The organism is Serratia sp. 1D1416, assembly GCF_003641105.1.
In the GTDB taxonomy this organism is placed as follows: domain Bacteria; phylum Pseudomonadota; class Gammaproteobacteria; order Enterobacterales; family Enterobacteriaceae; genus Serratia; species Serratia ficaria.
Genome location: NZ_CP032738.1, coordinates 3293667 through 3317456, shown reverse-complemented (window position 1 = coordinate 3317456; position 23790 = coordinate 3293667). Strand labels below are relative to the sequence as shown.

Sequence of the window (23790 nt, the reverse complement as noted above, 5' to 3'; positions counted from 1 at the left end):
TTGGACACCCAACTGAGTAAGGTGCAGTTTTTTATGAGCAAATATTCTCTTAGCTTTAAGCTTCAGGTCGTGCAGCACTATCTTTCCGGGCTGGAAGGGCAGAAGGCGACGGCAAAGCGCTTTGGTATCGACCACAGCGCCGTTCGTAAGTGGTCTGTTGCCTGGAAACTTCATGGTGAAGCCGGACTGATTACCCGACATTTCATCTATTCTCCTGCTTTCAAAGAGTCCGTTATCCTGCATATGCGTGAACGCCAGATGTCTGTTCGCGAAGCCTGTGCAAAGTTCACTATCCCTGCTTTTTCCTCGGTTTGTCAGTGGAAACGACTGTATGATGAAGGCGGTATAGAAGCCCTCACAGACAATCGTCGCAGGAAAAAAACGATGCCGGAAATCTCTGGAAATAAGTCAGTACTCCCTTCCAAAGACTCGCTTAGCTCGGACGAACGTGAAGAACTTGAGCAGCTACGCGTTGAGGTGGCCTATTTAAAAAAGCTGCAGGCCTTACTCAGGGAAAAGAACACACCAAAGCGCGAGATAAAACGCAGGTCGTGAATGAGTTAAGGCTGCTGTTTCCTCTGGCTCGCTTACTGAAAGCTGCCGGATTAGCCAGAAGTACTTTTTACTGGCAGATGACGAGCGGCAAAAAGGAAGACAAATACGCCGACGATAAGCGTCAGATTTTGACGCTATTTCATAAGCATAAAGGACGGTATGGATACCGCAGGATAACGCTTGCCGTTCGCCGGGAAGGAAGTCAGCTGAATCATAAAACGGTTCAAAGGCTGATGCAGCAGTTGGCGTTAACATCCTGTATCAGAAGGAAGAAATATACCTCCTACAAAGGTCATTATGGCAAAGCCGCAGGCAATGTTCTGAACCGCCAGTTCAGCGCGGACAAACCGAACCAGAAGTGGGTAACTGACGTTACTGAATTTAAAATTAACGGTGAAAAACTCTATTTATCACCGGTTCTTGACCTGTACAACGGTGAGATCGTCGCGTATCAGATGGAAGCTCGTCCGCATCTATCGATGGTGGACGATATGCTGACTAAGGCACAGTCAGTGCTGAGTGAAGGTGAACATCCGCTGCTGCATTCAGATCAGGGCTGGCAGTATCAGATGGGGCACTATCAGAAACGGCTCAGGGACGCAGGGTTGAAACAGAGCATGTCCCGCAAAGGAAACTGCTATGACAATGCGGTGATGGAAAGCTTCTTTGGCACGCTGAAGGTGGAATGCCTGTATCTGGAAGAGCATAAAAGTATCAGTGAATTACGCGTAGCTATTGACGAATATATCGACTATTACAATCACGAAAGAATAAAACAGAAATTAAAAGGCCTGAGTCCGGTAGAGTACCGAACCCAGGCTCAGATAGCCGCCTAATATAAACCGTCCAACTTTATGGGGTCAGTTCACGATTGGCCGGTTTTTTTTATCGTCAGGCTGCGGCGAACGGCGTGTGGTGGCGGTCCGGCTTTTGCTTTTTCAGCAGCATCACCAGATACACCATGGCCACGGCGGCAATCATCACGAACAGCACGCGATCGGAATAGTTCTGCATCAGCAGCGCCGTCATCGACGGGCCGAGCAGGCTGCCGATAGTGTAGCTCATCAGCAGCGCCTGGTTCATCGCCACCAGCTCGTGCGGCAGCGCCTTTTCGCAGGCCCAGGACATCGCCACCGGGTACAGCGTAAAGCCGGCGCAGCCGAGGATAAACAGCGACGGCGCCATGGCGTAGTTGCCCAGCATCGCCACGCTGGCGAGGATCACCACGAACACCTGGATGCGCAGCACCAGCAGCCGGCCATAGCGATCCGCCAGCCGCCCGACCGGCCACTGGCCGACGATGCCGGAACTCACCAGCAGCGCCATCCAGTAACCGACGTTGGCGTCGCTCATGCCCTGATGGGACAAATACAGCGGCATCAGGCCGTACAACGATCCCAGCACGATGCCGGAGATAATGCAGCCGTTGATGCCCAGCCGCGCGCTGCGGCGTTTCAGCATCGGCCATACCGCCGCCTGCTGGGGTTCGTCATGCTGGCTGTTTACCCGGGCGAACAGCATCGGCAGCATGGCGCAGATCACGACGCTGGTTACCCAGGGCACCACGTTCAGCAGTTCGGTAGACACCATGCTCAACAGCAGCTGGCCGGTTACCGTGCCGAGGTAATAGACCATCATGTAGGCCGCCAACAGCTGGCCGCGATTGCTGAGGTTGCCGCTGCGCAACAGCGCGCTTTCCACGATCACCCAGATCCAGGCGCAGCCGACGCCGGCGAAGAAACGCCAGCCCAGCCAGCTCCAGAAATCGAGCGACAGCGCCATGCCGGCGGTCGCCGCGGCGAACACCACGCAGGAGAGATGGTAGCTGCGGGTAAAGCCGATGCGCTGGATCAGTTTTCCCGCAATCAGCGTGCCCGCCAGGTTGCCGGTAAAGTAAGAGGAACTTACCATTCCCACCTGCCAGGTTGACAGCTGAGCATGGCTTAACCACAGCGGGACCAACGTATTCAATACGGCGATGGAGACCGTAAGCAACAACAAGCCGCAGAGCAACAGGAGCACTGGGCGGGAGTATGCGGACATAGTGAAATTGAAACCGAACGCGCAAGAGAGAGTGCGCGCATCATGCCACTGGCGATAAAAAAGTCAATCGGCACTTATCGATGGATAGCACGATTTGTTGGCCGGCCATCGCAGAGCCCGTATCGAGGCAAAAAAAAAGCGCCCGCGGGCGCTTTTTTCAACGTTTGTCCGTTCAGCCGATGTATTCCAGGCCGCCCATATAAGGACGCAGCGCCTCAGGCACCTGAATGCGGCCGTCGGCCTGTTGATAGTTTTCCAGCACCGCCACCAGCGTGCGGCCAACCGCCAGCCCGGAACCGTTCAGCGTATGCACCAGGCGCGGCTTCTTCTCGGTTTTGCTGCGGCAGCGCGCCTGCATGCGACGCGCCTGGAAATCCCACATGTTGGAGCAGGAGGAGATTTCACGGTAGGTGTTCTGCGCCGGCAGCCACACCTCCAGATCGTAGGTTTTGCAAGCGCCGAAGCCCATGTCGCCGGTGCACAGCAGCACTTTGCGGTAAGGCAGCGCCAGCAACTGCAGCACTTTTTCCGCGTGGCCGGTCAGTTCTTCCAGCGCCGCCATGGAATCTTCCGGGCGAACGATCTGCACCATTTCAACCTTGTCGAACTGGTGCATGCGGATCAAACCGCGGGTGTCGCGGCCATAAGAGCCGGCTTCCGCACGGAAGCATGGCGTATGCGCGGTCATCTTCAGCGGCAGGGATTCTTCTTCCAGGATCTCGTCGCGCACCAGGTTGGTCAGCGGCACTTCCGCCGTTGGGATCAACGCGTAGTTGCTGCTGTCGGATTCCTCTTCCAGCGGTTTGGTATGGAACAGATCTTCACCGAACTTCGGCAACTGACCGGTGCCGTACAGCGTAGCGTGGTTGACCAGGTAAGGTACGTAGGCTTCCAGGTAGCCGTGCTGTTCGGTGTGCAGGTCCAGCATGAACTGAGACAGCGCGCGGTGCATGCGGGCGATCTGCCCTTTCATCACCACAAAACGCGAACCGGTCAGTTTGACCGCCGCGGCGAAATCCAGGCCGCCGGCCATTTCACCGAGATCGACGTGATCGCGCACCGCGAAATCGTACTGGCGCGGTTCGCCCCAGCGGCTGATTTCCTGGTTTTCGCTGTCGTCTTTACCGTTCGGCACAGAATCGTCAGGCAGGTTCGGCAACGCCAGCGCGTAGTCGCGGATTTGCGCCTGCAGCGCGTCCAGCTCGGCCTTGGCGGCGTCCAGCTTGTCACCCAGCTCGTTCACTTCGCGGCGCAGTGGCTCGATGTCTTCCCCGCGCGCTTTGGCCGCACCGATGGATTTCGATCGGGAGTTGCGTTCTGCCTGCAGCGTTTCAGTTTCTACCTGCAGAACTTTGCGGCGCTCTTCTTGCGAACGCAGCAGATCCAGATCGAGTTTAAAGCCTCGGCGAGCCAGTTTGACGGCGACTGCGTCTAGCTCATTACGCAGCAGATTGGGATCGAGCATGCTAATCCTGTGCTTGTTGTTATTGAAAGAATATTTGTTGTCTTATGCGGCTGATTTATAGCCGTATAAAAGGAAGAGTGATACCCGCTAACCTTACCGCAACGGCAACGCTAGCGGTAGCGTTTTGTCTGGCTATTTTGATCCTGCTCAGCCAGCCATGCCAACTTTTCGCCGATTTTGCCTTCCAGCCCGCGCGAGGTGGGCTGATAGTAACGCGTATTGGCCATTTCAGGCGGGAAGTACTGCTCGCCGGCGGCGTAGGCGTTGGGTTCGTCGTGCGCATAGCGGTATTCCGCCCCCAGCCCCATTTCCTTCATCAGCTTGGTCGGCGCGTTGCGCAGGTGTTCCGGCACGTCGTAATCGGCCCGCTCTCTGGCGTCGCGCATCGCCGCTTTGAAAGCGGTATACACCGCATTGCTCTTCGGCGCGCAGGCCAGATAAACGATCGCCTGCGCGATGGCGCGCTCGCCCTCCGCCGGCCCCACGCGGGTAAAACAGTCCCAGGCGGCAATCGCCACCTGCATGCCGCGCGGATCGGCGTTGCCGACGTCTTCCGAGGCGATCGCCAACAGGCGGCGCGCCACGTACAGCGGATCGCCGCCGGCGGTGATGATACGGGCATACCAGTACAGCGCGGCGTCCGGCGCCGAGCCGCGCACCGATTTATGCAGGGCGGAAATCAGATCGTAATAGCGGTCGCCCTTGTTGTCGAAGCGCGCGCTGCGCTCGCCCGACACCTCTTTCAGCAGCTCCGGCGTCAATACCCGCACGCCTTTGGCGTCGATTTCGGCCATGTCCGCCATCATTTCCAGGCTGTTCAGCGCCCGGCGCGCGTCGCCGCCCACCAGTTCCGACAACATGCGGCGCGTCTCTTCCGGCAGCTCGATGTTCTGGCCGCCGAAACCGCGGCCGCTGTCGTTCATCGCCTGGTCCAGCACCTGGCTGATGTCTTCGGCGGTCAGCGCCTTCAGCAAATAGACCCGGGCACGGGACAGCAACGCCGAGTTGAGCTCAAACGAAGGGTTCTCGGTGGTGGCGCCGATAAAGGTGATGGTGCCGTCTTCGATATGCGGCAGAAAGGCGTCCTGCTGGCTTTTATTGAAGCGGTGCACCTCATCGACGAACAGGATGGTGCGCCGGCCGGCGTCGCGGTTTTGCCGCGCGCGCTCGATAGCCTCGCGGATCTCTTTGATGCCGGAGGTCACCGCCGAAATGCGCTCCACGTCCGCCTGGCCGTAACGGCCGATCAATTCTGCCAGCGTCGTCTTCCCGGTGCCCGGCGGCCCCCATAAAATCATCGAGTGCAGTTGCCCGGCCTCTATGGCGCGCGGCAACGGCTTGCCGGCGGCCAGCAGATGCTGCTGGCCGATGTACTGCGCCAGCGTGGTCGGCCGCATACGCGCGGCCAACGGCTGGAACTCGTTCTGGGAAAAATCGAGCGACATATTACTCACGGGTACCTCACTGGCGCTGGTCGTCCAGCGTCACCCCCTTCGGCGGGGTAAATTTGAATTTGGCGGGATCGGCAGCGACGTTCTGCTGGCTTTTCAGCGCATACGAGCTGCGTTGGCCGTCCTGCTCTACCGCGGCGAAGCTGCGGATGGTGCCGCTGTTGGTCACGGTAATGGCGAACTGTTTCAGGTTGCCGCTGGCGGATTTTGGCGTCAGCTCAAAATCGTCGCCCTTCTGCTTGACGTTGTACTGTTTCCAGTCGCTGGCGTTGTTGCGGGTGATCAGCATGAACGGCGTATTGCCGGTGGCGTTCTTCAGCCAGGTCGCCGTCACCTGCTCAACGAACGGGTTGTAGAACCACAGGGTCTGGCCGTCGGAAACCAGCACGCTCTCATCCGGGGAAGTCATGTGCCAGTTGAACAGGTTCGGACGCTTGACCCACAGCTCGCCTTCACCCTGCTGCACCGCAGCGCCGTCGCCGCTGGTGACGGTCTGAGAGAAGCTGGCGTGGAAACTGTTCACTTTCGCCAGACGACTTTGCAAATCCTGCGCGGCGTCGGCCAGCACCGAGGTGGACGCGAATCCCGAAAGCAGACAACAGGCAACTAACAGTTTTTTCATTATTCCAGATACCTTATGAAATGCGTTAACCGCAAGGCGGCGCCGTGCGGGTCAAATTAACCCTTAACAACCGTTACTCTACCCGAAGGCGACGGCCGTCAGATAGGCCAATGTTCCGAGAAGAAACGGCTTTACGCTTCTTTGCACAAGGGCCGCTAAGCGGCCCTTTATGAGTGAATAACAGCGGTTAAACCAACGTCAATCATGCCGCGGCGGCGCCAGCACCTCACGGTTGCCGTTGTGCCCCTGCTCGCTGACGATGCCCTGCGCTTCCATCTGTTCGATGATGCGCGCGGCGCGGTTATAGCCGATGCGGAACTGACGCTGAACGCCGGAGATAGAGGCGCGGCGTTTATCCACCACGAACTCCACCGCCTGGTCAAACAGCGGATCCAGCTCTTCATCGCCTTCCATGCCGCCGCCTGCACCGCCCTCGCCGTCTTCTCCGCCGCTGAGGATCCCCTCTTTATATTGGGGCCGTTCGCGCGCTTTCCAATCCTTGACCACCGCGTGCACTTCCTGATCGCGCACAAAGGCGCCATGCACACGCACCGGGATCGAAGAGTTCGGCGCCAGATACAGCATGTCGCCCATCCCCAGCAGCGATTCCGCGCCGCCCTGATCGAGGATGGTACGCGAGTCAATCTTGCTGGATACGGTAAAGGCGATCCGGGTCGGGATGTTGGCCTTGATCAGGCCGGTGATCACATCCACCGACGGACGCTGGGTCGCCAGCACCAGGTGAATACCCGCCGCACGCGCTTTTTGCGCCAGACGGGCGATCAGCTCTTCGACCTTTTTGCCGACCGTCATGATCAGGTCGGCGAACTCGTCGACCATCACCACGATATACGGCTCTTTCTCCAGCACCGGCGGCGTGATGTCCATGCTGTCGGTCGGTTTCCAGAACGGATCCGGGATCGGTCGGCCCATGGCTTCAGCCTGATCGACGCGCTCGTTGTAGCCGGCCAGGTTACGCACGCCCAATGCAGACATCAGCTTGTAGCGGCGCTCCATCTCGCCCACGCACCAACGCAGCGCGTTGGCGGCGTCCTTCATGTCGGTCACCACGTCGGTCAACAGGTGCGGAATGCCCTCGTAGACCGAGAGCTCCAGCATTTTCGGGTCGATCATGATAAAGCGCACTTCTTTCGGCGTGGCCTTATACAGGATGCTCAGGATCATGGCGTTGACCCCGACCGACTTACCGGAACCGGTAGTACCGGCGACCAGCAGGTGCGGCATTTTGCCCAAATCGGCCACCACCGGCTCGCCGGAGATGTCTTTACCCAACACGATCGACAGCGGCGACGGATTGTCGCGGAAGGCCGGGCAATCCAGCACTTCGCGCAGGTACACCGTTTGGCGTTTGACGTTCGGCAATTCCAGCCCGACGTAAGGCTTGCCGGGGATCACTTCCACCACGCGCACCGCCGAGGTCGACAATGAACGCGCCAGATCGCGCGACAGGTTGGAAATGCGCGCCGCCTTGACGCCCGGCGCCAGATCCAGCTCGAAGCGGGTGATCACCGGCCCCGGCAGAATATCCACCACGTCGGCTTTAACCCGATAATCGGCCAGGCTGGCCTCCACCAGACGCGCCTTTTGCTCCAGCGCGAAGGTATCCACCGGCTCCACCTCTTTCGGGGCTTCGGTCAGCAGATCCAGCGTCGGCAGCGGCGTGGTCGGCTTCTGCAGCGGCTGATCGTTACGCATCAGGAACGGGTGGATCAGGCTGTCCATCGCCGGCTGCTGCGGTGCGGCCGGGGCCGGTTGCGCTGCAGGCTGCTGATAGGATGGCGGCTGAGCCGGCTGCTGAGGCTGTTGATACGGTTGTTGCTGCGGCTGAGCCGGTTGTTGATAGGCTTGCTGTGCCGGCGGCGTTTGAGGCTGCGGCGGCTGATAGGCCGGCGCTGCGGGTTCAAACTGGCCGAACGGCACGTCGTCTTCCCGTTCGCTTTGCTGCTCGATGCGCTCTTCCAGCTGCGGCGACAGCGTGAACAGCGGCTCGCCAGGGCCGTCGTCCACCAGGTCGTCCATCGGCGAGAAGCTGAACGCATTGCGGGTGTCTACCGGGCTGGCCGCCGGGGTCTGAACCCGGGGTTCAGGCTCGGGCTGCTGGCCGTAACGCGCCTGCTGCTGTTCGGCGAACGCCTGACGCAGCGCGGCTTCCTGCAGCGCCTCTTCATCGTCCTGCTGGTAATCCTCACCGTAGCGCTGATTTTGCTGCTCGGCGAACGCCTGGCGCAGCGCCGCTTCCTGCATGGCTTCTTCATCCTGCGGATTTGCGCCGATCGGCGGCTGCGGTTCTGCCTCGACCTGACGTTGATCCTGCTCGGCGGCGCGCTGCGAAGGCAGTTTGATGCCGTAGGAAGCCAGCTCGCGTCGGGTAGGAATGCGCACCGGATTCGGCCGCGGCAATTCAGGGCCAATACCCTGTTTCACCTGCGGGTTGCCGTCGCTGGTGGCGGTAAAGGCCGGCATAAAGGTAGTGGCTGCGGCGCCGGCAGCAGCGGCCGCCGCGGCGGTGTCCAGCTGAGGCCTGGCGTTGCCGAACGGCGTTGCCGCGGCATCGGCGGCGTCGAAACCGGACGAACCGCTGACGTCGACCTGGTCGCTCTGGGCGGCAGAGAAGTCAAACGGCGAATGGTCGCGCGGCTGCGGCGCGGCAGGCGCCTGCCAGTTGCCGAGCCGCGGTTCATCGTCGTCCTGATAAGGGTCTACCGGGCGCGTTACCTTCGGCGCCGGCGTTTCTTCAGGGATCTCGAACGAATACAACGGCGGCGCGGCGTTTTCCGCCGGCGCGCTCATCGGATGCTGGCTGACCGTGGCCGGGGCCGCGGGCGCCACGGTGACCGACGGCGCCTGGGCGACAACGGGCGCCGCGGTGACAGCTTCGTTAACCGGCGCAGGCGCAGGGGCCGGCGTTGCCGCAGCCGCGTCAATATCGTCGTCATCGCTGGCGCGCAGCCCGCTGAGCAGCGGGTCTTCGGCGTCTTCCGCCGCCGATTTGGCGGTTTCGGCTACCGAAGGCGCGGAGAACAGCACGTCGTCATCCGCTGCAGCGGCGGTCGCTGCGGTAGCGGCAACCGCCGTCGCGCCCTTCTCTGCCAATCCCGGTTCGTCGTCGAGGTAGCGATCGTCGTCGTGATAGCGGTCTTCGCGGCGCGAACGGTTGGTCATAAAGGTCGCCACGCCCAGCACCGCGCCGCCGATCTTCTCGGCGATCACCAGCCAGGACCAGCCGGTGAACAGCGTCAACCCCGCAGCCCAAACGCACAGCAGCGCCAACGTGGCGCCAATGCCGTTGAACCACGGCAGCATGGCGTTGCTCAGCAGGCTGCCGATCACGCCGCCGGAGGCGAAGTAATAGAGATCGTCGACGTTCAGCGCCGCCAGGCCACAGGAGGTGAGCACCAGCGCCAACGTGCCGATCAGGCGCAGCGACAGCGCAAAATAGTCGATATATTCGCCGCTGCCGCGCTGGCGGTAGGCCGCCCAGCACAGCACCAGCATGATCGGCGGTATCGCGTAAGCGAGCACCCCGAAGGTGAAGAACAGCGTATCGGCCATCCAGGCGCCGACGCCACCGCCAAGGTTATGAATAGGCTCATGCCACGCGGTCTGCGACCAGCTGGGGTCAGATGGATTGAAACTGACCAGCGCAGCCATGAGGTAAACGGCAAAAATCGCCACCACGATCAACACAGCCTCCAGCAAACGCCGGCCACTGCTGAGTTTTCTCAGGGTAACTTCTTTATCTTCTGTATATTCCTGGCTCAAGAAAGGCTCTCCAGGTTCCTGTTAGCTGACATAGCAACAGCGCCGAGAAGCTTCCCCGGCGCCGAAACTGTATGAATAAACAGGAGTGTAACCAATTTAATCAGGTTTTGCACCTGCACCTTACCGTGTTTTGATAACCAGACGGTTACTCTGTTTTACTTCTTCCATGACTACGTAGGTACGGGTGTCGTTAACCCCCGGCAAACGCAGCAGGGTTTCGCCCAGCAGCTTGCGGTAAGCCGACATGTCCGGCACGCGGGTTTTCAACAGGTAGTCGAAATCACCGGAAACCAGATGACACTCCTGAATTTCTTCGAGCTTCTGAACTGCCGAGTTGAATTGCTCAAACACATCCGGCGCGCCGCGGTTCAGCGTGATTTCCACGAAAACCAGCAGGGATGCATCCAGATAATGCGGGTTAAGCAATGCGGTATAGCCATGAATGAAACCCTGGCGCTCCAAGCGGCGCACGCGTTCCAAACACGGAGTTGGGGATAACCCCACGCGCTTCGAAAGCTCAACGTTCGAAATACGCCCATCCTTCTGTAACTCGTTCAGGATATTGCGGTCGATACGGTCGAGATCTTTACCCGGGCGTTTCTTGTTGTCTGCCATTATTATTGTCTCTCTTATGTTCTTCCTTGCACTTGCCACACCCTAGCCAACGTCAATGTGTAAGGGTTCGTTCCAAGCGAAGACCCGATGCCTGTCATGTGCTTCTTCACTACCATCATTCGACGTTGCGCAGTCTGTCTGTCCAACCCTGCGCACCGCGTGCAATGACGTTAAGGTGAAGAAAAAATCTGCAAACGCTTGCGCGCCGCTCCCCTCACCCGCCGCGCGACGTTGCCGCCGCGGCGCGAATACGTACGATTTGCTGGCGTTGCGGGGATAATTTCTTCTTCCTATGATGTTTTCGCAAATGCGCAGCGGATTGTCAAAGTAAAAGAAGCAAAATCAGAAGAACGTACCGTCATGAAAAGTCAGCACCCCATTTTTAGTTATGAATCGCTGGCTGGAAAACCCTGTCGCCATGGGCTAAAGACGGCAAGCGCGCGGTTTTCGACCGCCCCCGCTTTGCGGGCGGCAATCAGGCTTCCATAAGTTAAATTGCTGTATCCGGCGCTCACTTTATCCGCAGGCGGCGCATTAATAGGCGCCAACTATCATACAAATCGTTAACAACGTCGCCTGACGCTTTTTTTACTGCGCCGTTTTCCCTACAATCGGTTTCATTGTCCGCCATTGTGGGAAAAGAGGTTATTCATGGGCACGGCTAAACATAGCAAATTATTGATCCTGGGTTCCGGCCCGGCCGGCTACACCGCCGCCGTTTACGCGGCGCGCGCCAACCTGAGCCCGGTGCTGATTACCGGTATGGAACAAGGCGGTCAATTGACCACCACCACCGAAGTGGAAAACTGGCCGGGCGACGCCGAAGACCTGACCGGCCCGGCGCTGATGGAACGCATGCGTCAGCACGCGGAAAAGTTCGATACCGAGATCGTTTTCGATCACGTCAACAGCGTCGATCTGCAGCAGCGCCCGTTCCGCCTGTTCGGCGACAGCGCTGAATACACCTGCGACGCGCTGATCATCGCCACCGGCGCCTCCGCCCGTTATCTGGGCCTGCCTTCCGAAGAGGCCTTCAAGGGCAAAGGCGTTTCCGCCTGCGCGACCTGCGACGGTTTCTTCTACCGCAACCAGAAAGTCGCCGTGGTCGGCGGCGGCAACACCGCGGTGGAAGAAGCGCTGTACCTGTCCAACATCGCCTCCGAAGTTCACCTGATCCACCGCCGCGACAGCTTCCGCTCAGAGAAGATCCTGATCAACCGGCTGATGGAAAAAGTGAAAAGCGGCAACATAGTGCTGCACACCGACCATACCCTGGACGAAGTGCTGGGCGATGAAATGGGCGTCACCGGCGTGCGCATCCGCAGCACCAAGGCCGAGAACGAGACCCGCGAACTGGAACTGGCCGGCGTGTTCATCGCCATCGGCCACAGCCCGAACACCGGCATCTTCGGCGGCCAGCTGGAGCTGGAAAACGGCTACATCAAGGTGCAGTCCGGCATTCACGGCAACGCCACCCAGACCACCATCCCCGGCGTATTTGCCGCCGGCGACGTGATGGACCACATCTACCGCCAGGCGATCACCTCAGCCGGCACCGGCTGCATGGCGGCGCTGGACGCGGAACGCTATCTGGACGGCATCGCCGACGCGGAAGTCTGCTAACCCGGTCTTGTCCCCTCACGACGAAAAGCGGCTGCCACAGCCGCTTTTTTTATCCCCCACGCTCGGCGGACGAACGCCCGACGCAGAATCTTCTTCACTGGCGGCCAGGGCGGACAGTCCGGCGGTAAAATAACCTCGTTGAATGTCTGTTATAGCAAGATTTGGCCGCTTTATTATTTTCAGTCTGCCGGGTGACGAGGTAACATTAGCCTTCGCTTGTTCGCCTCAGGTTGAGGCAAACACTTTTTTTAACAGTACGTTAACCTTGCCTGTAACAAACAGGCGCCGGCGACGCAGACGTAAATCTGATGAAAAAAACCAGACAGCAACAGTTAACCCGTTGGCTCAAAACCCAGAGCTCGTTGGCGCAGCGTTGGCTGCGCCTTTCCATGCTGTTGGGGCTGATAAGCGGCATGTTGATCGTCGCGCAGGCCTGGCTGCTGGCCGCCCTGCTGCACGCCCTGATTATCGAACATACCCCGCGTGAACAGCTGATCCCGAGCTTCGTCGGGCTGGCCGCCACCTTCGCGCTGCGCGCCGTGCTGAGCTGGCTGCGGGAGCGCGTCGGTTTCCTCTGCGGCCAGGTGATCCGCCAACGCATGCGCCAACGGGTGCTGGACAAGCTGCAGCAGCTCGGCCCGGCCTGGATCCAGGGCAAACCGGCGGGCAGCTGGGCCAGCGTCATCGTCGAGCAGATTGAAGACATGCAGGATTATTACTCCCGCTACCTGCCGCAAATGTACCTGGCGGTGTTTATTCCGCTGCTGATCCTGATCACTATCTTCCCGATCAACTGGGCCGCCGGCATTATTCTGCTGGCCACCGCCCCGCTGATCCCGCTGTTTATGGCGCTGGTCGGCATGGGCGCTGCCGACGCCAACCGCCGCAACTTCGTGGCGCTGGCGCGGCTGAGCGGCAACTTCCTCGACCGCCTGCGCGGGCTGGACACGCTGCGGCTGTTCCATCGCGCGGAAGCGGAAACCGCGCAGATCGCCGACTCCTCCGAAGACTTCCGCAGCCGCACCATGGAAGTGCTGCGCCTGGCCTTCCTGTCTTCGGCGGTGCTGGAATTTTTCGCCTCGATTTCCATCGCCGTGGTGGCGGTCTACTTTGGTTTCTCCTATTTGGGTGAACTCAACTTCGGCAGCTACGGCCTCGGCGTCACGCTGTTTTCCGGCTTCCTGGTGCTGATCCTGGCGCCGGAATTCTTCCAGCCGCTGCGCGATCTCGGCGCCTTCTACCATGCCAAGGCGCAGGCGGTCGGCGCGGCGGAAGCGCTGGAAACCTTCCTCGACGCCGAAGGCGAACAAATGGGCCACGGCGCGCAGACGCTGCCCGCCGATGCGCCGCTGGCGCTGCAGGCGCGCGATCTGGAGATCCTGTCGCCCAACGGCGCGCTGCTGGCCGGCCCGCTGAGCTTTAGGCTGCAACCCGGCCAACGCATCGCGCTGGTCGGGTTGAGCGGCGCCGGTAAAAGCTCGTTGCTGAACCTGTTGCTCGGCTTCCTGCCCTATCGCGGCTCGCTGCAGATAAACGGCATCGAACTGCGCGAGCTGGCCGCCGAAGACTGGCGCCGCCAGCTGAGCTGGGTCGGGCAAAATCCGCACCTGCCGGCGCAAACGCTGCGCGCCAATATTCTGCTGGGCCACCCGCAGGCCAGCGAAGCGCAGCTGCAACAGGCGGTCGAACAGTCTTACGTCAGCGAACTGCTGCCGCTCCTGCCGCAGGGGCTGGAGACCGAGATCGGCGACAACGCCGCGCGCCTGTCGGTCGGCCAGGCGCAGCGCGTGGCGGTGGCGCGCGCGCTGATCGGCCCGCGCCGGCTGCTGTTGCTCGATGAGCCGGCCGCCAGCCTGGACGCCCACAGCGAACGGCGGGTGATGCAGGCGCTGAACGCCGCCTCGCACCGGCAAACCACCCTGCTGGTGACGCATCAGCTGGAAGATACCGAAGACTACGACCAGATTTGGGTGATGGACGGCGGGCGCATCGTGCAGCAGGGCGATTACGCCTCGCTCAGCGGCCAGCCGGGCCTGTTCGCCAACCTGATCGCCCACCGCCGCGGGGAGCTCTGATCATGCGCGTTTTGCTGCCGTTCCTGGCGTTGTATCGCCGCCACAGCCTGTTGATCTGCCTGGGCATCATTCTGGCGATCGTCACCCTGCTGGCCAGCATCGGCCTGCTGGCGCTGTCCGGCTGGTTCCTGGCCGCCTCGGCGCTGGCCGGGCTGGCGGGCCTGTTTACCTTCAACTACATGCTGCCGGCCGCCGGCGTGCGCGGCGCGGCGATTTTCCGCACCGCCGGGCGCTACGCCGAACGCGTGGTCAGCCACGACGCCACCTTCCGCGTGCTGTCCCATCTGCGGGTGTTCACCTTCAGCAAGATCCTGCCGCTGACGCCGGGCGGCATCGCCCGCTTTCGCCAGGCCGAACTGCTCAACCGACTAGTGGCGGACGTCGACACGCTGGATCACCTGTATCTGCGGGTGATCTCGCCGCTGGTCAGCGCGGCGGTGGTGATCCTGGCAGTCACCTACGGCCTGAGCTGGCTGGATCCCGCGCTCGCCCTGACGCTGGGCGCCATTCTGTTGGCGCTGTTACTGCTGGTGCCGCCGGTGTTCTACCGCGCCGGCAAACCGATCGGCGGCCAGCTGACCGCCCTGCGCGGCCAGTACCGCACCGATCTGACCGCCTGGCTGCAGGGCCAGGCGGAGCTGGTGGTGTTCGGCGCGGTCGAAGAATTCCGCGCCGGCCTCAACGCCGTCGAGCGGCGGTGGCAGCGCCGCCAATGGCAACAGGCCTCGCTGGGCGGCATGGCGCAGGCGCTGATGATCCTCGCCAGCGGCCTGACGGTCACCCTGTTGCTGTGGCTGACCGCCGCCGGCATCGGCGGCGACAGCCGGCCCGGCGCGCTGATTGCGCTGTTCGTCTTCGCGGCGCTGGCGGCTTTTGAAGCGATGATGCCGGTTGCCGGCGCCTTCCAGCACCTCGGCCAGGTCATCGCCTCCGCGACGCGGGTCAAGCAAATCATCGATCGGCAGCCGGAGGTCAGCTTCCCCGCCGCCGGCCCGGCCGCCGCCGAACGCGCGGCGCTGAGCCTGCAGCAGCTGGCCTTCACCTACCCGGGCCAACCGCTGCCGGTGCTGCGCGGCATATCGCTGGAGGTGGCGGCCGGTGAACATATCGCCCTGCTGGGCCGCACCGGCTGCGGCAAATCCACCCTGCTGCAGCTGCTGACCCGCGCCTGGAACGCCGACCACGGCAAAATACTGCTCAACGGCCAGCCGCTGCAGGCCTATGATGAAGCCACGCTGCGCCAGATGACCACGGTGGTGAGCCAACGGGTGCATGTCTTCAGCAATACGCTGCGGGAAAACCTGCGCCTCGCCGCGCCTGACGCCGGCGACGCGCGGCTGAGCGAGGTGCTGCAGCAGGTCGGGCTGGCCAGGCTGCTGGAGAACGAAGGATTGAACGCCTGGCTGGGCGACGGCGGCCGGCAGCTTTCCGGCGGCGAACAGCGCCGCCTGGGCATCGCCCGCGCGCTGCTGCACCCGGCGCCGCTGCTGCTGCTGGATGAGCCGACCGAAGGGCTGGACGCCGAAACCGAGCGGCAGATCCTGGCGCTGCTGCGCCGCCACGGCCAGGGCAAGACGCTGATTATGGTGACGCACCGTCTGTACGGGCTGGAGCATCTGGATCGCATCTGCGTGATGGACGACGGCCAGATTGTCGAGCAGGGCGACCACGCCACCCTGATGCGCCGGCAGGGGCGGTACGCCCGTTTCCATCGCCGCATCGGCGGCATAGCGCCGTAAATGGCCTGTAGAGGACGCTGAGACCTTATATGCGCATTGTTAAGCTGTCACCGCAGTCGCTGGCCTTCCCCTCGCCTGAGAGCGCCCTGCGCGATCCTAACGGGCTGCTGGCGATTGGCGGCGACCTGACGGCGCCGCGTTTGCTGGCGGCCTATGAACGCGGCATCTTCCCCTGGTATTCGCCCGGCGAAGCCATTCTGTGGTGGTCACCCGATCCGCGGGCGGTGCTGTTTCCGGCCGAATACCACCTCAGTCGCAGCCTGAAACGCTTTCTGCGCGACGAGCCGTTCCGCATCACCCTCAACCATGACTTCGCCGCGGTCATCGCCGCCTGCGCCGACCGGCCGCAAGAAGGCACCTGGATAGGCCCGGAGGTACAGCGCGCCTATTTGCAGCTGCATCGCCTCGGCAGCGCCCATTCGGTGGAGGTCTGGCAGGGCGGGCGGTTGGTCGGCGGCATGTACGGCGTGGCGCAGGGCGCGCTGTTCTGCGGTGAATCGATGTTCAGCCGCGTCACCAACGCCTCCAAGTGCGCGCTGATGGCCTTTTGCCGCCATTTTGCCGCTTATGGCGGAGAATTGATTGACTGTCAGGTGCTTAACGCTCACACTGCCCGGCTTGGAGCGAGAGAAATCCCCCGCCGCCAATTTTTGCAGCAGCTCAGCAACCTTCAGCGCAGGCCGTTAGCGCCGGAATGCTGGGCGCCACAAGTTATACTCCCACAGCAGGTTGAACCACCCTCCCCAACAAACTAATTTGCGGAAACGGTGCAATGTTCACCGACACTTCTTTACATAATGTGGGTTTTTCGGCATTATCTTGCCGGTTAAAAACTAAGGTAGTTAGACCTAGAGGATTCGATGGCCAAAGAAGACAATATTGAAATGCAGGGCACCGTTCTTGATACGCTGCCGAACACCATGTTCCGCGTTGAATTGGAAAACGGGCACGTGGTTACCGCACATATCTCCGGTAAAATGCGTAAAAACTATATCCGCATCCTGACGGGCGACAAAGTCACTGTTGAGCTGACCCCGTACGACCTGAGCAAAGGCCGCATTGTCTTCCGTAGCCGTTAATCGGCTCACCGGTCGCCAGACGCTGGCGGCATCGAGGATGTAATATCCCTCCGGAGCCCTTTCCGTTTACCCCCGTCGCAACGTTCAACACCGAGTTGCAGGTGCGCAGGTAAACTGAGAGGGCTCACTCATTTCTGTTTGCGGTGAATTTCACCCATAAAAAAAGCGATGCCGAAGCATCGCTTTTTCTTTATCCGACCGCGGCCTTAGTGCACCGCGCCCTCGTCCGCTTTGCGCTTCTGCGCGCTGAGGAAGTGGTAGGTCAGCTGTTTCTTGTCTTTATCCAGCTCGACCTTCACCGAGCCGCCGTCCACCAGCGAGCCGAACAGCAGTTCGTTGGCCAACGGTTTCTTCAGGTTTTCCTGCATCACGCGCGCCATCGGGCGAGCGCCCATCGCACGGTCGTAGCCTTTCACCGACAGCCAGTCGCGCGCTTCGTCGCTGACTTCCAGCGAGACGCCCTTCGCATCCAGCTGCGCCTGCAGTTCGACGATGAACTTGTCGACCACCTGCTGGATCACCTCGGTAGACAGATGGTTGAACCAGATGATGTTGTCCAGACGGTTGCGGAACTCCGGCGTAAACACCTTCTTGATCTCTTCCATCGCGTCGGTGCTGTTGTCCTGCTGCACCAGACCGATCGATTTGCGTTCGGTTTCGCGCACCCCGGCGTTGGTGGTCATCACCAGGATCACGTTGCGGAAGTCCGCCTTGCGGCCGTTGTTATCGGTCAGGGTACCGTTGTCCATCACCTGCAGCAGCAGGTTGAACACGTCCGGGTGCGCCTTCTCGATCTCATCCAGCAGCACCACCGAGTGCGGATGCTTGATCACCGCGTCGGTGAGCAGGCCGCCCTGATCGTAACCGACATAGCCCGGAGGCGCGCCGATCAGGCGGCTGACGGTATGGCGTTCCATATATTCGGACATGTCGAAACGCAGCAGCTCGATGTCCATCGCCTTGGCCAGCTGTACGGTGACCTCGGTTTTCCCGACCCCGGTCGGCCCGGCGAACAGGAACGATCCCACCGGCTTGCGATCGTGGCCCAGGCCGGCGCGGCTCATCTTGATCGCCTCGGTCAGGGCTTCGATCGCCTGATCCTGCCCGAACACCAGCATTTTCAGCCGGTCGCCCAGGCTTCTCAGCACGTCGCGATCGCTGGCGGATACGGTTTTTTCCGGGATGCGCGCAATGCGCGCCACCACCGATTCAATGTCCGCCACGTTGACGGTTTTCTTGCGCTTGCTGACCGGCATCAACCGGCTGCGGGCGCCCGCCTCGTCGATCACGTCGATCGCCTTGTCCGGCAGATGGCGGTCGTTGATGTACTTCACCGACAGCTCCACCGCGGCGCGGATCGCCTTGGCGGTGTAGCGCACGTCGTGATGCGCTTCGTATTTGGTCTTCAGGCCGTTGATTATCTGAACGGTCTCTTCCGGCGTCGGTTCGGTAATGTCGATTTTCTGGAAGCGACGCGCCAGCGCGCGGTCTTTCTCGAAAATGTTGCTGAACTCCTGATAGGTGGTCGAACCGATCACCCGGATCTTGCCGCTGGACAGCAGCGGTTTGATCAGGTTGGCGGCATCCACCTGCCCACCGGAAGCCGCACCGGCGCCGATGATGGTGTGAATTTCGTCGATAAACAGGATGCTGTTCTGATCCTGCTCCAGCTGTTTCAGCAGCGCCTTGAAGCGTTTTTCGAAGTCGCCGCGGTATTTGGTGCCGGCCAGCAGCGAGCCGATATCCAGCGAATACAGCGTGCAGTCCGCCATCACTTCCGGCACGTCGCCCTGCACGATGCGCCAGGCCAGGCCTTCGGCGATCGCGGTCTTGCCCACGCCGGACTCGCCCACCAGCAGCGGGTTGTTTTTGCGGCGGCGGCACAGCACCTGAATGGCGCGCTCCAGTTCAGGATCGCGGCCAATCAGCGGATCGATGCCGCCCACGCGGGCCAACTGATTGAGGTTGGTGGTGAAGTTTTCCATACGGTCTTCCCCTCCGGACTGCTCTTCGTTCACCGGGTTTTCCGCATTCGGCGCTTGGCCCGGCTCGTCTTTACGTGTGCCATGTGAAATGAAGTTCACCACGTCGAGACGGCTGACGTCGTGTTTGCGCAGCAGGTAAGCCGCCTGCGACTCCTGCTCGCTGAAAATCGCCACCAGCACGTTGGCGCCGGAAACCTCGCTGCGGCCGGAAGATTGCACGTGGAATACCGCGCGCTGCAGCACGCGCTGGAAGCTGAGCGTCGGTTGGGTGTCGCGCTCTTCTTCGCTGGCGGGCAGCGTCGGCGTGGTTTGTTCGATGAAGGCCTCCAGCTCCTGGCGCAATGCGGCCAGATCCACCGTACATGCCTCAAGCGCTTCCCGCGCGGCAGGGTTGCTGAGCAGTGCCAGCAACAGGTGCTCCACGGTCATAAACTCGTGTCTGTGCTCACGCGCCCTGGCGAAAGCCATGTTGAGACTGAGTTCCAGTTCTTGATTGAGCATAAGCACCTCCCCAATAGATTGCCTTAATCAGGCTTTTTCCAGCGTACAAAGCAACGGATGCTCGTTCTCCCTTGCATAGCGGTTCACATGGACGACTTTGGTTTCCGCCACCTCGGCGGTAAAAACACCGCATGTCGCCTTGCCTTCATAGTGGACCCGGAGCATCAGTTGCGTTGCGCGTTCAATATCATAAGAAAAGAACTTTTGCAGAACGTCAATCACAAATTCCATCGGCGTGTAATCGTCGTTGTTAAGTATAACTTTATACATAGACGGCGGTTTTACCGCATCGATTTGTTTTTCTTCGGCTAAATGTTCGAAATTCAACCAGTCGTTGTTATTGCCCATTGCTGCTCATCTTCTCTGCTCTGCCCTGTTATATGGGGGCAGGTTTCGGTTATTCAAAGTGGGGGATAGTTACTATTTTATCATCTTCGGCGTCATCCCGCCGCACTGTAACGTGCGCAAAAAACGCGAACGAATTGTTACCAAACAATGTCAATAGCGTTACCTGCTTCAAACTTTGGCGAACTGCTCCCCGCCGACAAAAGCCGATCCCTTGACGTGATGATCATTTGCTCTAGAGTGTAAATTCGTGAGCTGGTGGTCTTTTAACCGCCCTCTGCCCACCTGCTGCCCGCCTCTGGCGGGTGCGAAATCAGTTATTCATCTCACTTAAAATAGCGTTGCGAGGGATGTAAAAGCATGGAGACGGGTACTGTTAAATGGTTCAACAACGCCAAGGGCTTCGGGTTTATCTGCCCTGAAGGCGGCGGCGAAGATATTTTCGCTCATTACTCGACCATCAAGATGGATGGTTACAGGACGCTGAAGGCCGGCCAGCAGGTCAGCTTTGACGTGCACCAAGGGCCGAAAGGGAACCATGCGAGTCTTATTGTGCCGCTGGAAAGCGAGGCACTGGCCTAAACGCTTCCCGCAGAGCCGCTCTGCAATAATACGCCGCTAAAAATGCCAGCCGCAGTGTGACTGGCATTTTTTATTTTCGGTAGCTTTACTCGCGCGCCAGGGCGTCTATCGGGTTCAGCCGCGCGGCGTTGCGCGCCGGCAGGTAGCCGAACACCACGCCGATGCCGGTTGAGCAGATAAACGCGCTCAGCAGCGCCGCCGGCGGGAAGCTGATCTGCCAGCCCGGCAACACCAGCTGCACCAGCAGGCCGATGGCGAACGACAGCGCGATCCCCAGCGCGCCGCCGACCAGGCACACCAGTATCGCCTCGATCAGGAACTGCTGCAGCACGTCGCCGGAACGGGCGCCCACCGCCATGCGGATGCCTATCTCGCGCGTGCGCTCGGTGACCGACACCAGCATGATGTTCATCACCCCGATGCCGCCGACCACCAGCGAGATCACCGCCACCAGCGTCAGGAACAGCTGCAGCGTGCGGGTGGTTTTCTCCGCGGTCTGCACCAGGCTGTCCATGTTATAGGTGAAGAAATCCTTCTTGCCGTGGCGCAGCGTCAGCAGGCGCGTCAGCTGCTGCTCCGCCTCCCGGCTGCTGTAGCCGTCGCGGATGCGCACGGTGATCGAGTCGAAATAGGCGTTGCCCATCAGCCGGTTCGCCATGGTGCTGTACGGCACCCACACGCTGAGCGTCTTGCTGCTGCCGAACATCGACTGCTTCTCTTTGGCCACGCCCACTACCGTCGCCGGCATGTTGCCCACCAGGATCACCTCGCCCACCACGTTTTTCTGATGCGGGAACAGCCGGCGCTGGGTATTGGCGTCGATCACCACCGTCTGCGCCTGCGACTGCACCTGCAGCGGGTCGATGCCGGTGCCCTGCGTGAAGGTCATGCCATAGACGCGGAAGAACTGTTCGCTGACGCCGCTGACGTTGGCCGCCACGTCGACGTTGCCCAGCCGCAGCCGCATGCTGCTGCCGATCGACGGCGACAGCGCGCCGACGTAAGGCTGTTCGCGCAGCGCATCGAGATCCTCGTATTTCAGCGACTGGCGAAAAGTCGGATCGTCGTCGCCGAAGTCCTTGCCGGGGTAAATGTCGACGGTGTTGGTGCCGATCGACTTGATATCCGCCAGCACCATTTGCTTGGCGGCGTCGCCGATCACCAGGATCGACACCACCGAGGCGATGCCGATGATAATGCCCAACATGGTCAGCGCGGTGCGCATCTTGTTGGCGGCCATCGCCCGCCAGGCCATCACCAGCGCCTCGCGGAAGCGGCCCGCCACCTGCTGCCAGGACGGGGCGGCCGTCGCCAGCTCCAGCGGTTTGCCCTGCGGATTGTCCTGCCGCGCCGCGCGCGAGTCGGCGATGATCTCGCCGTCGCGGATCTCGATGATCCGCTCCGCCTGCTGCGCCACCGCCGGATCGTGGGTGACGATAATCACCGTATGCCCCTGCGCGCGCAGCTGCTTGAGGATGGCCATCACCTCTTCGCCGGAGTGGCTGTCGAGCGCGCCGGTCGGTTCGTCCGCCAGGATCACCTGGCCGCCGTTCATCAGCGCCCGCGCGATGCTGACGCGCTGCTGCTGCCCGCCTGAAAGCTGGCTCGGCCGATAGCCGACGCGTTCGCCCAACCCCAACCGCTGCAGCAGCGCCACCGCCCGCTCGCGCCGCGCCGCCTTGCCCAGCCCGGCGTAGACCGCCGGCACCTCGACGTTATGCGCGGCGCTCAGATGCGGCAGCAGATGGTAACGCTGGAAGATAAAACCGAAATGCTCGCGGCGCAGCTGGGCCAGCGCATCGCCGTTCAGCGTCGCCACGTCCTGCCCGGCCACCCGATACACGCCGGCGCTCGGTTTATCCAGGCAGCCGAGAATGTTCATCAGCGTCGATTTGCCGGAGCCGGAGGCGCCCATGATGGCCACCATCTCGCCGGCCTCGATGCTCAGACTGACGCCCTTCAGCACGTCCACCGTCTGATCGCCCGACCGATAGCTGCGGCGAATGCCGCTCAGTTGCAACAGCGCCGCCATCAGCCCGCCTCCGCGCCGCCGCGGCTGACGATCACTTCATCCCCCAGCCGCAGGCCGCTGAGGATCTGCACGTCGATATTGTTGCGCATGCCGATGGTCACTTCGCGTTGCTCTTCTTTGCCCTGCTTCAGCACCGCAACATGGTAGCGGTTGTCGGCGATCTGATCGCCCAGCGCCGCCAGCGGGATCACCTGCGCCTGCTGAACGCCCGCCAGCTGAATGTGCACCTGCGCAGTCATCTGCAGGCGCAGCAGCCCTTCCGGGTTAGGCACTTCGAAGCGCGCGTAGTAGAAGATGGCGTTGTTGACCTTTTCCGGCGTCGGCTGAATGTCTTTCAGCACGCCGTCGAAGCGCCGGGTGGGATCGCCCAGCACGGTAAACCAGGCTTTCTGGCCCGGTTTGAGGTTGATGACGTCGGCCTCCGATACCTGCGCCTTCACCAGCATGGTGCTGAGGTCCGCCAGCGTCAGAATGTTCGGCGCCTGCTGCGCGGCGATCACCGTCTGGCCCTGCAGGGTGGTGATCTGCACCACGTCGCCATCCATCGGCGCCTCGATGCGGGTATAGGCCAGGTTGATCTTGGCGGTATCCAGGCTGGCCTGATTTCTGGCGATCTGCGCATTGATGGTGCCCACCTGCGCCTTTTTGACCGCCAGCTGCGTCGCCGCCTGATCCAGATCCTGGCGTGAGACCGCCTGCAGCTTGGCCAGCGCCTGGTTGCGCTGCAGCGTCACCGCCGCCAGCCGTTGCTCCGCCTGCGCCTGCAGCAGCTGAGCGTGCAGCTCGCGCAGCGTCGCCTCCCCTTCGCGGATGCTGTTCTTCGCCTGCTGCGGGTCGATCACCCCCAGCAGCTGGCCTTTCTTGACCTTGTCGCCGATCTCGACATCCAGGCTTTCCAACTGCCCGCTGACCTGGGCGCCGACGTCAACCTTGCGCACTGCGTCCAGCTGGCCGGTCGCCAACACGTTTTGCTGAAGGTCGCGCTTAGCCACCTTCACCGTTTTAAAGTCGGTCGGCGCCGGATGGCGAAAATGCCAGACTGCCGCCGCGGCGATAACCGCGACGGCCACCAGAATGAAGGTCCAGCGTCGTCTATGTCCTTTAAACCACGTCAAAATGGATTCCTGCCTGTTGTGCTTGTTAATGGGGGCCGCCCAACGCGGCGGCGAGGTAAATTATCACGCGACCGGCGAAATAACTAAACCTTAGCTCAACACAGTGTGGAGGGCCTCGGGGTTACAGTTCGGCATTGAACTCTCGTTTAGCGAACCCTTGATGAAATAACGCCATTCAAC

General features: G+C 61.1%; 17 protein-coding genes. 7 read left to right on the top strand and 10 right to left on the bottom strand.

The window, feature by feature from the left end; genetic code table 11:
* The first annotated feature begins 33 nt into the window (after positions 1-33).
* Positions 34-1391 (top strand): IS3 family transposase gene (locus D7I37_RS16045; RefSeq protein WP_129543185.1). Its coding sequence is split into 2 segments (ribosomal slippage): positions 34-496 and positions 496-1391, totalling 1359 coding nucleotides; the frame shifts between segments, so codons are not numbered across the junction.
* A gap of 55 nt (positions 1392-1446) precedes the next feature.
* Here the strand turns inward: D7I37_RS16045 and D7I37_RS16040 are convergent.
* The 6 genes from D7I37_RS16040 to lrp all read right to left on the bottom strand — a co-directional run bounded on the left by D7I37_RS16040 (position 1447) and on the right by lrp (position 10534).
* Positions 1447-2598 (bottom strand): MFS transporter, encoded by a 1152-nt coding sequence (locus D7I37_RS16040; protein ID WP_061798073.1) that lies wholly within the window; start codon positions 2596-2598, stop codon positions 1447-1449.
* Between the two features lie 172 nt (positions 2599-2770).
* Positions 2771-4063: a serine--tRNA ligase gene (serS, locus tag D7I37_RS16035; RefSeq protein WP_061798075.1), complete on the bottom strand. Its 1293-nt coding sequence runs from the start codon at positions 4061-4063 to the stop codon at positions 2771-2773.
* A gap of 110 nt (positions 4064-4173) precedes the next feature.
* On the bottom strand, positions 4174-5517 hold the full coding sequence (locus tag D7I37_RS16030; RefSeq protein WP_061798077.1) for a replication-associated recombination protein A: 1344 nt from the start codon (positions 5515-5517) through the stop codon (positions 4174-4176).
* 7 nt (positions 5518-5524) lie between these two features.
* Positions 5525-6136 (bottom strand): outer membrane lipoprotein chaperone LolA, encoded by a 612-nt coding sequence (gene lolA, locus D7I37_RS16025; protein WP_061798079.1) that lies wholly within the window; start codon positions 6134-6136, stop codon positions 5525-5527.
* Positions 6137-6334: 198 nt separating this feature from the next.
* A complete protein-coding gene (locus D7I37_RS16020) occupies positions 6335-9919 on the bottom strand; it encodes a DNA translocase FtsK 4TM domain-containing protein (protein ID WP_129543988.1) in 3585 nt (1194 codons plus the stop codon).
* A 120-nt stretch (positions 9920-10039) separates the two neighbouring features.
* On the bottom strand, positions 10040-10534 hold the full coding sequence (gene lrp, locus D7I37_RS16015) for a leucine-responsive transcriptional regulator Lrp (protein ID WP_004928318.1): 495 nt from the start codon (positions 10532-10534) through the stop codon (positions 10040-10042).
* 651 nt (positions 10535-11185) lie between these two features.
* On the opposite strand from lrp, the gene trxB reads away from it, so the two are divergent.
* The 5 genes from trxB to infA all read left to right on the top strand — a co-directional run bounded on the left by trxB (position 11186) and on the right by infA (position 17050).
* Positions 11186-12157 carry a thioredoxin-disulfide reductase gene (gene trxB, locus D7I37_RS16010; RefSeq protein ID WP_061798083.1) on the top strand — a complete coding sequence of 324 codons (972 nt, stop codon included), beginning with the start codon at positions 11186-11188 and terminating at the stop codon, positions 12155-12157.
* A 308-nt stretch (positions 12158-12465) separates the two neighbouring features.
* Complete coding sequence (gene cydD, locus D7I37_RS16005) at positions 12466-14232, top strand: cysteine/glutathione ABC transporter permease/ATP-binding protein CydD (protein ID WP_095096771.1); 1767 nt, start codon at positions 12466-12468, stop codon at positions 14230-14232.
* A 2-nt stretch (positions 14233-14234) separates the two neighbouring features.
* A complete protein-coding gene (cydC, locus tag D7I37_RS16000) occupies positions 14235-15971 on the top strand; it encodes a cysteine/glutathione ABC transporter ATP-binding protein/permease CydC (protein WP_095096767.1) in 1737 nt (578 codons plus the stop codon).
* 29 nt (positions 15972-16000) lie between these two features.
* Entirely contained in the window at positions 16001-16726 is a 726-nt protein-coding gene (gene aat, locus D7I37_RS15995) for a leucyl/phenylalanyl-tRNA--protein transferase (protein ID WP_061798089.1), read from the top strand.
* Positions 16727-16831: 105 nt separating this feature from the next.
* A complete protein-coding gene (infA, locus tag D7I37_RS15990; protein WP_002211347.1) occupies positions 16832-17050 on the top strand; it encodes a translation initiation factor IF-1 in 219 nt (72 codons plus the stop codon).
* Positions 17051-17256: 206 nt separating this feature from the next.
* Here infA and clpA read toward each other — a convergent pair whose 3' ends face one another.
* Together clpA and clpS are read right to left on the bottom strand one after the other, a co-directional pair.
* Entirely contained in the window at positions 17257-19536 is a 2280-nt protein-coding gene (gene clpA, locus D7I37_RS15985; RefSeq protein ID WP_061798091.1) for an ATP-dependent Clp protease ATP-binding subunit ClpA, read from the bottom strand.
* A gap of 27 nt (positions 19537-19563) precedes the next feature.
* Entirely contained in the window at positions 19564-19884 is a 321-nt protein-coding gene (gene clpS / locus D7I37_RS15980; RefSeq protein ID WP_061798093.1) for an ATP-dependent Clp protease adapter ClpS, read from the bottom strand.
* Between the two features lie 357 nt (positions 19885-20241).
* Here clpS and cspD point away from each other — a divergent pair, with 357 nt between their 5' ends.
* The gene (cspD, locus tag D7I37_RS15975; protein ID WP_004942590.1) at positions 20242-20463 is read left to right on the top strand and encodes a cold shock-like protein CspD; all 222 of its coding nucleotides are present in this window, start codon (positions 20242-20244) and stop codon (positions 20461-20463) included.
* A gap of 85 nt (positions 20464-20548) precedes the next feature.
* On the opposite strand, the gene macB is transcribed toward cspD, so the two are convergent.
* Positions 20549-22495, bottom strand: coding sequence for a macrolide ABC transporter ATP-binding protein/permease MacB (gene macB, locus D7I37_RS15970; RefSeq protein ID WP_129543987.1), 1947 nt, complete (start codon positions 22493-22495; stop codon positions 20549-20551).
* Positions 22495-23610, bottom strand: coding sequence for a macrolide transporter subunit MacA (gene macA / locus D7I37_RS15965; protein ID WP_095096758.1), 1116 nt, complete (start codon positions 23608-23610; stop codon positions 22495-22497). The genes macB and macA overlap by 1 nt, the downstream gene beginning before the upstream one ends.
* Between the last annotated feature and the right edge of the window lie 180 nt (positions 23611-23790).

Bases quoted from the DNA above. Each gene is read 5' to 3' on its own strand.
- trxB (WP_061798083.1), top strand. From the start codon at position 11,186: ATGGGCACGGCTAAACATAGCAAATTATTGATCCTGGGTTCCGGCCCG.
- clpS (WP_061798093.1), bottom strand. From the start codon at position 19,884: ATGGGCAATAACAACGACTGGTTGAATTTCGAACATTTAGCCGAAGAA.
- clpA (WP_061798091.1), bottom strand. From the start codon at position 19,536: ATGCTCAATCAAGAACTGGAACTCAGTCTCAACATGGCTTTCGCCAGG.
- D7I37_RS16040 (WP_061798073.1), bottom strand. From the start codon at position 2,598: ATGTCCGCATACTCCCGCCCAGTGCTCCTGTTGCTCTGCGGCTTGTTG.
- cydC (WP_095096767.1), top strand. From the start codon at position 14,235: ATGCGCGTTTTGCTGCCGTTCCTGGCGTTGTATCGCCGCCACAGCCTG.
- cspD (WP_004942590.1), top strand. From the start codon at position 20,242: ATGGAGACGGGTACTGTTAAATGGTTCAACAACGCCAAGGGCTTCGGG.
- lolA (WP_061798079.1), bottom strand. From the start codon at position 6,136: ATGAAAAAACTGTTAGTTGCCTGTTGTCTGCTTTCGGGATTCGCGTCC.
- lrp (WP_004928318.1), bottom strand. From the start codon at position 10,534: ATGGCAGACAACAAGAAACGCCCGGGTAAAGATCTCGACCGTATCGAC.
- cydD (WP_095096771.1), top strand. From the start codon at position 12,466: ATGAAAAAAACCAGACAGCAACAGTTAACCCGTTGGCTCAAAACCCAG.
- macB (WP_129543987.1), bottom strand. From the start codon at position 22,495: ATGGCGGCGCTGTTGCAACTGAGCGGCATTCGCCGCAGCTATCGGTCG.
- serS (WP_061798075.1), bottom strand. From the start codon at position 4,063: ATGCTCGATCCCAATCTGCTGCGTAATGAGCTAGACGCAGTCGCCGTC.
- aat (WP_061798089.1), top strand. From the start codon at position 16,001: ATGCGCATTGTTAAGCTGTCACCGCAGTCGCTGGCCTTCCCCTCGCCT.
- infA (WP_002211347.1), top strand. From the start codon at position 16,832: ATGGCCAAAGAAGACAATATTGAAATGCAGGGCACCGTTCTTGATACG.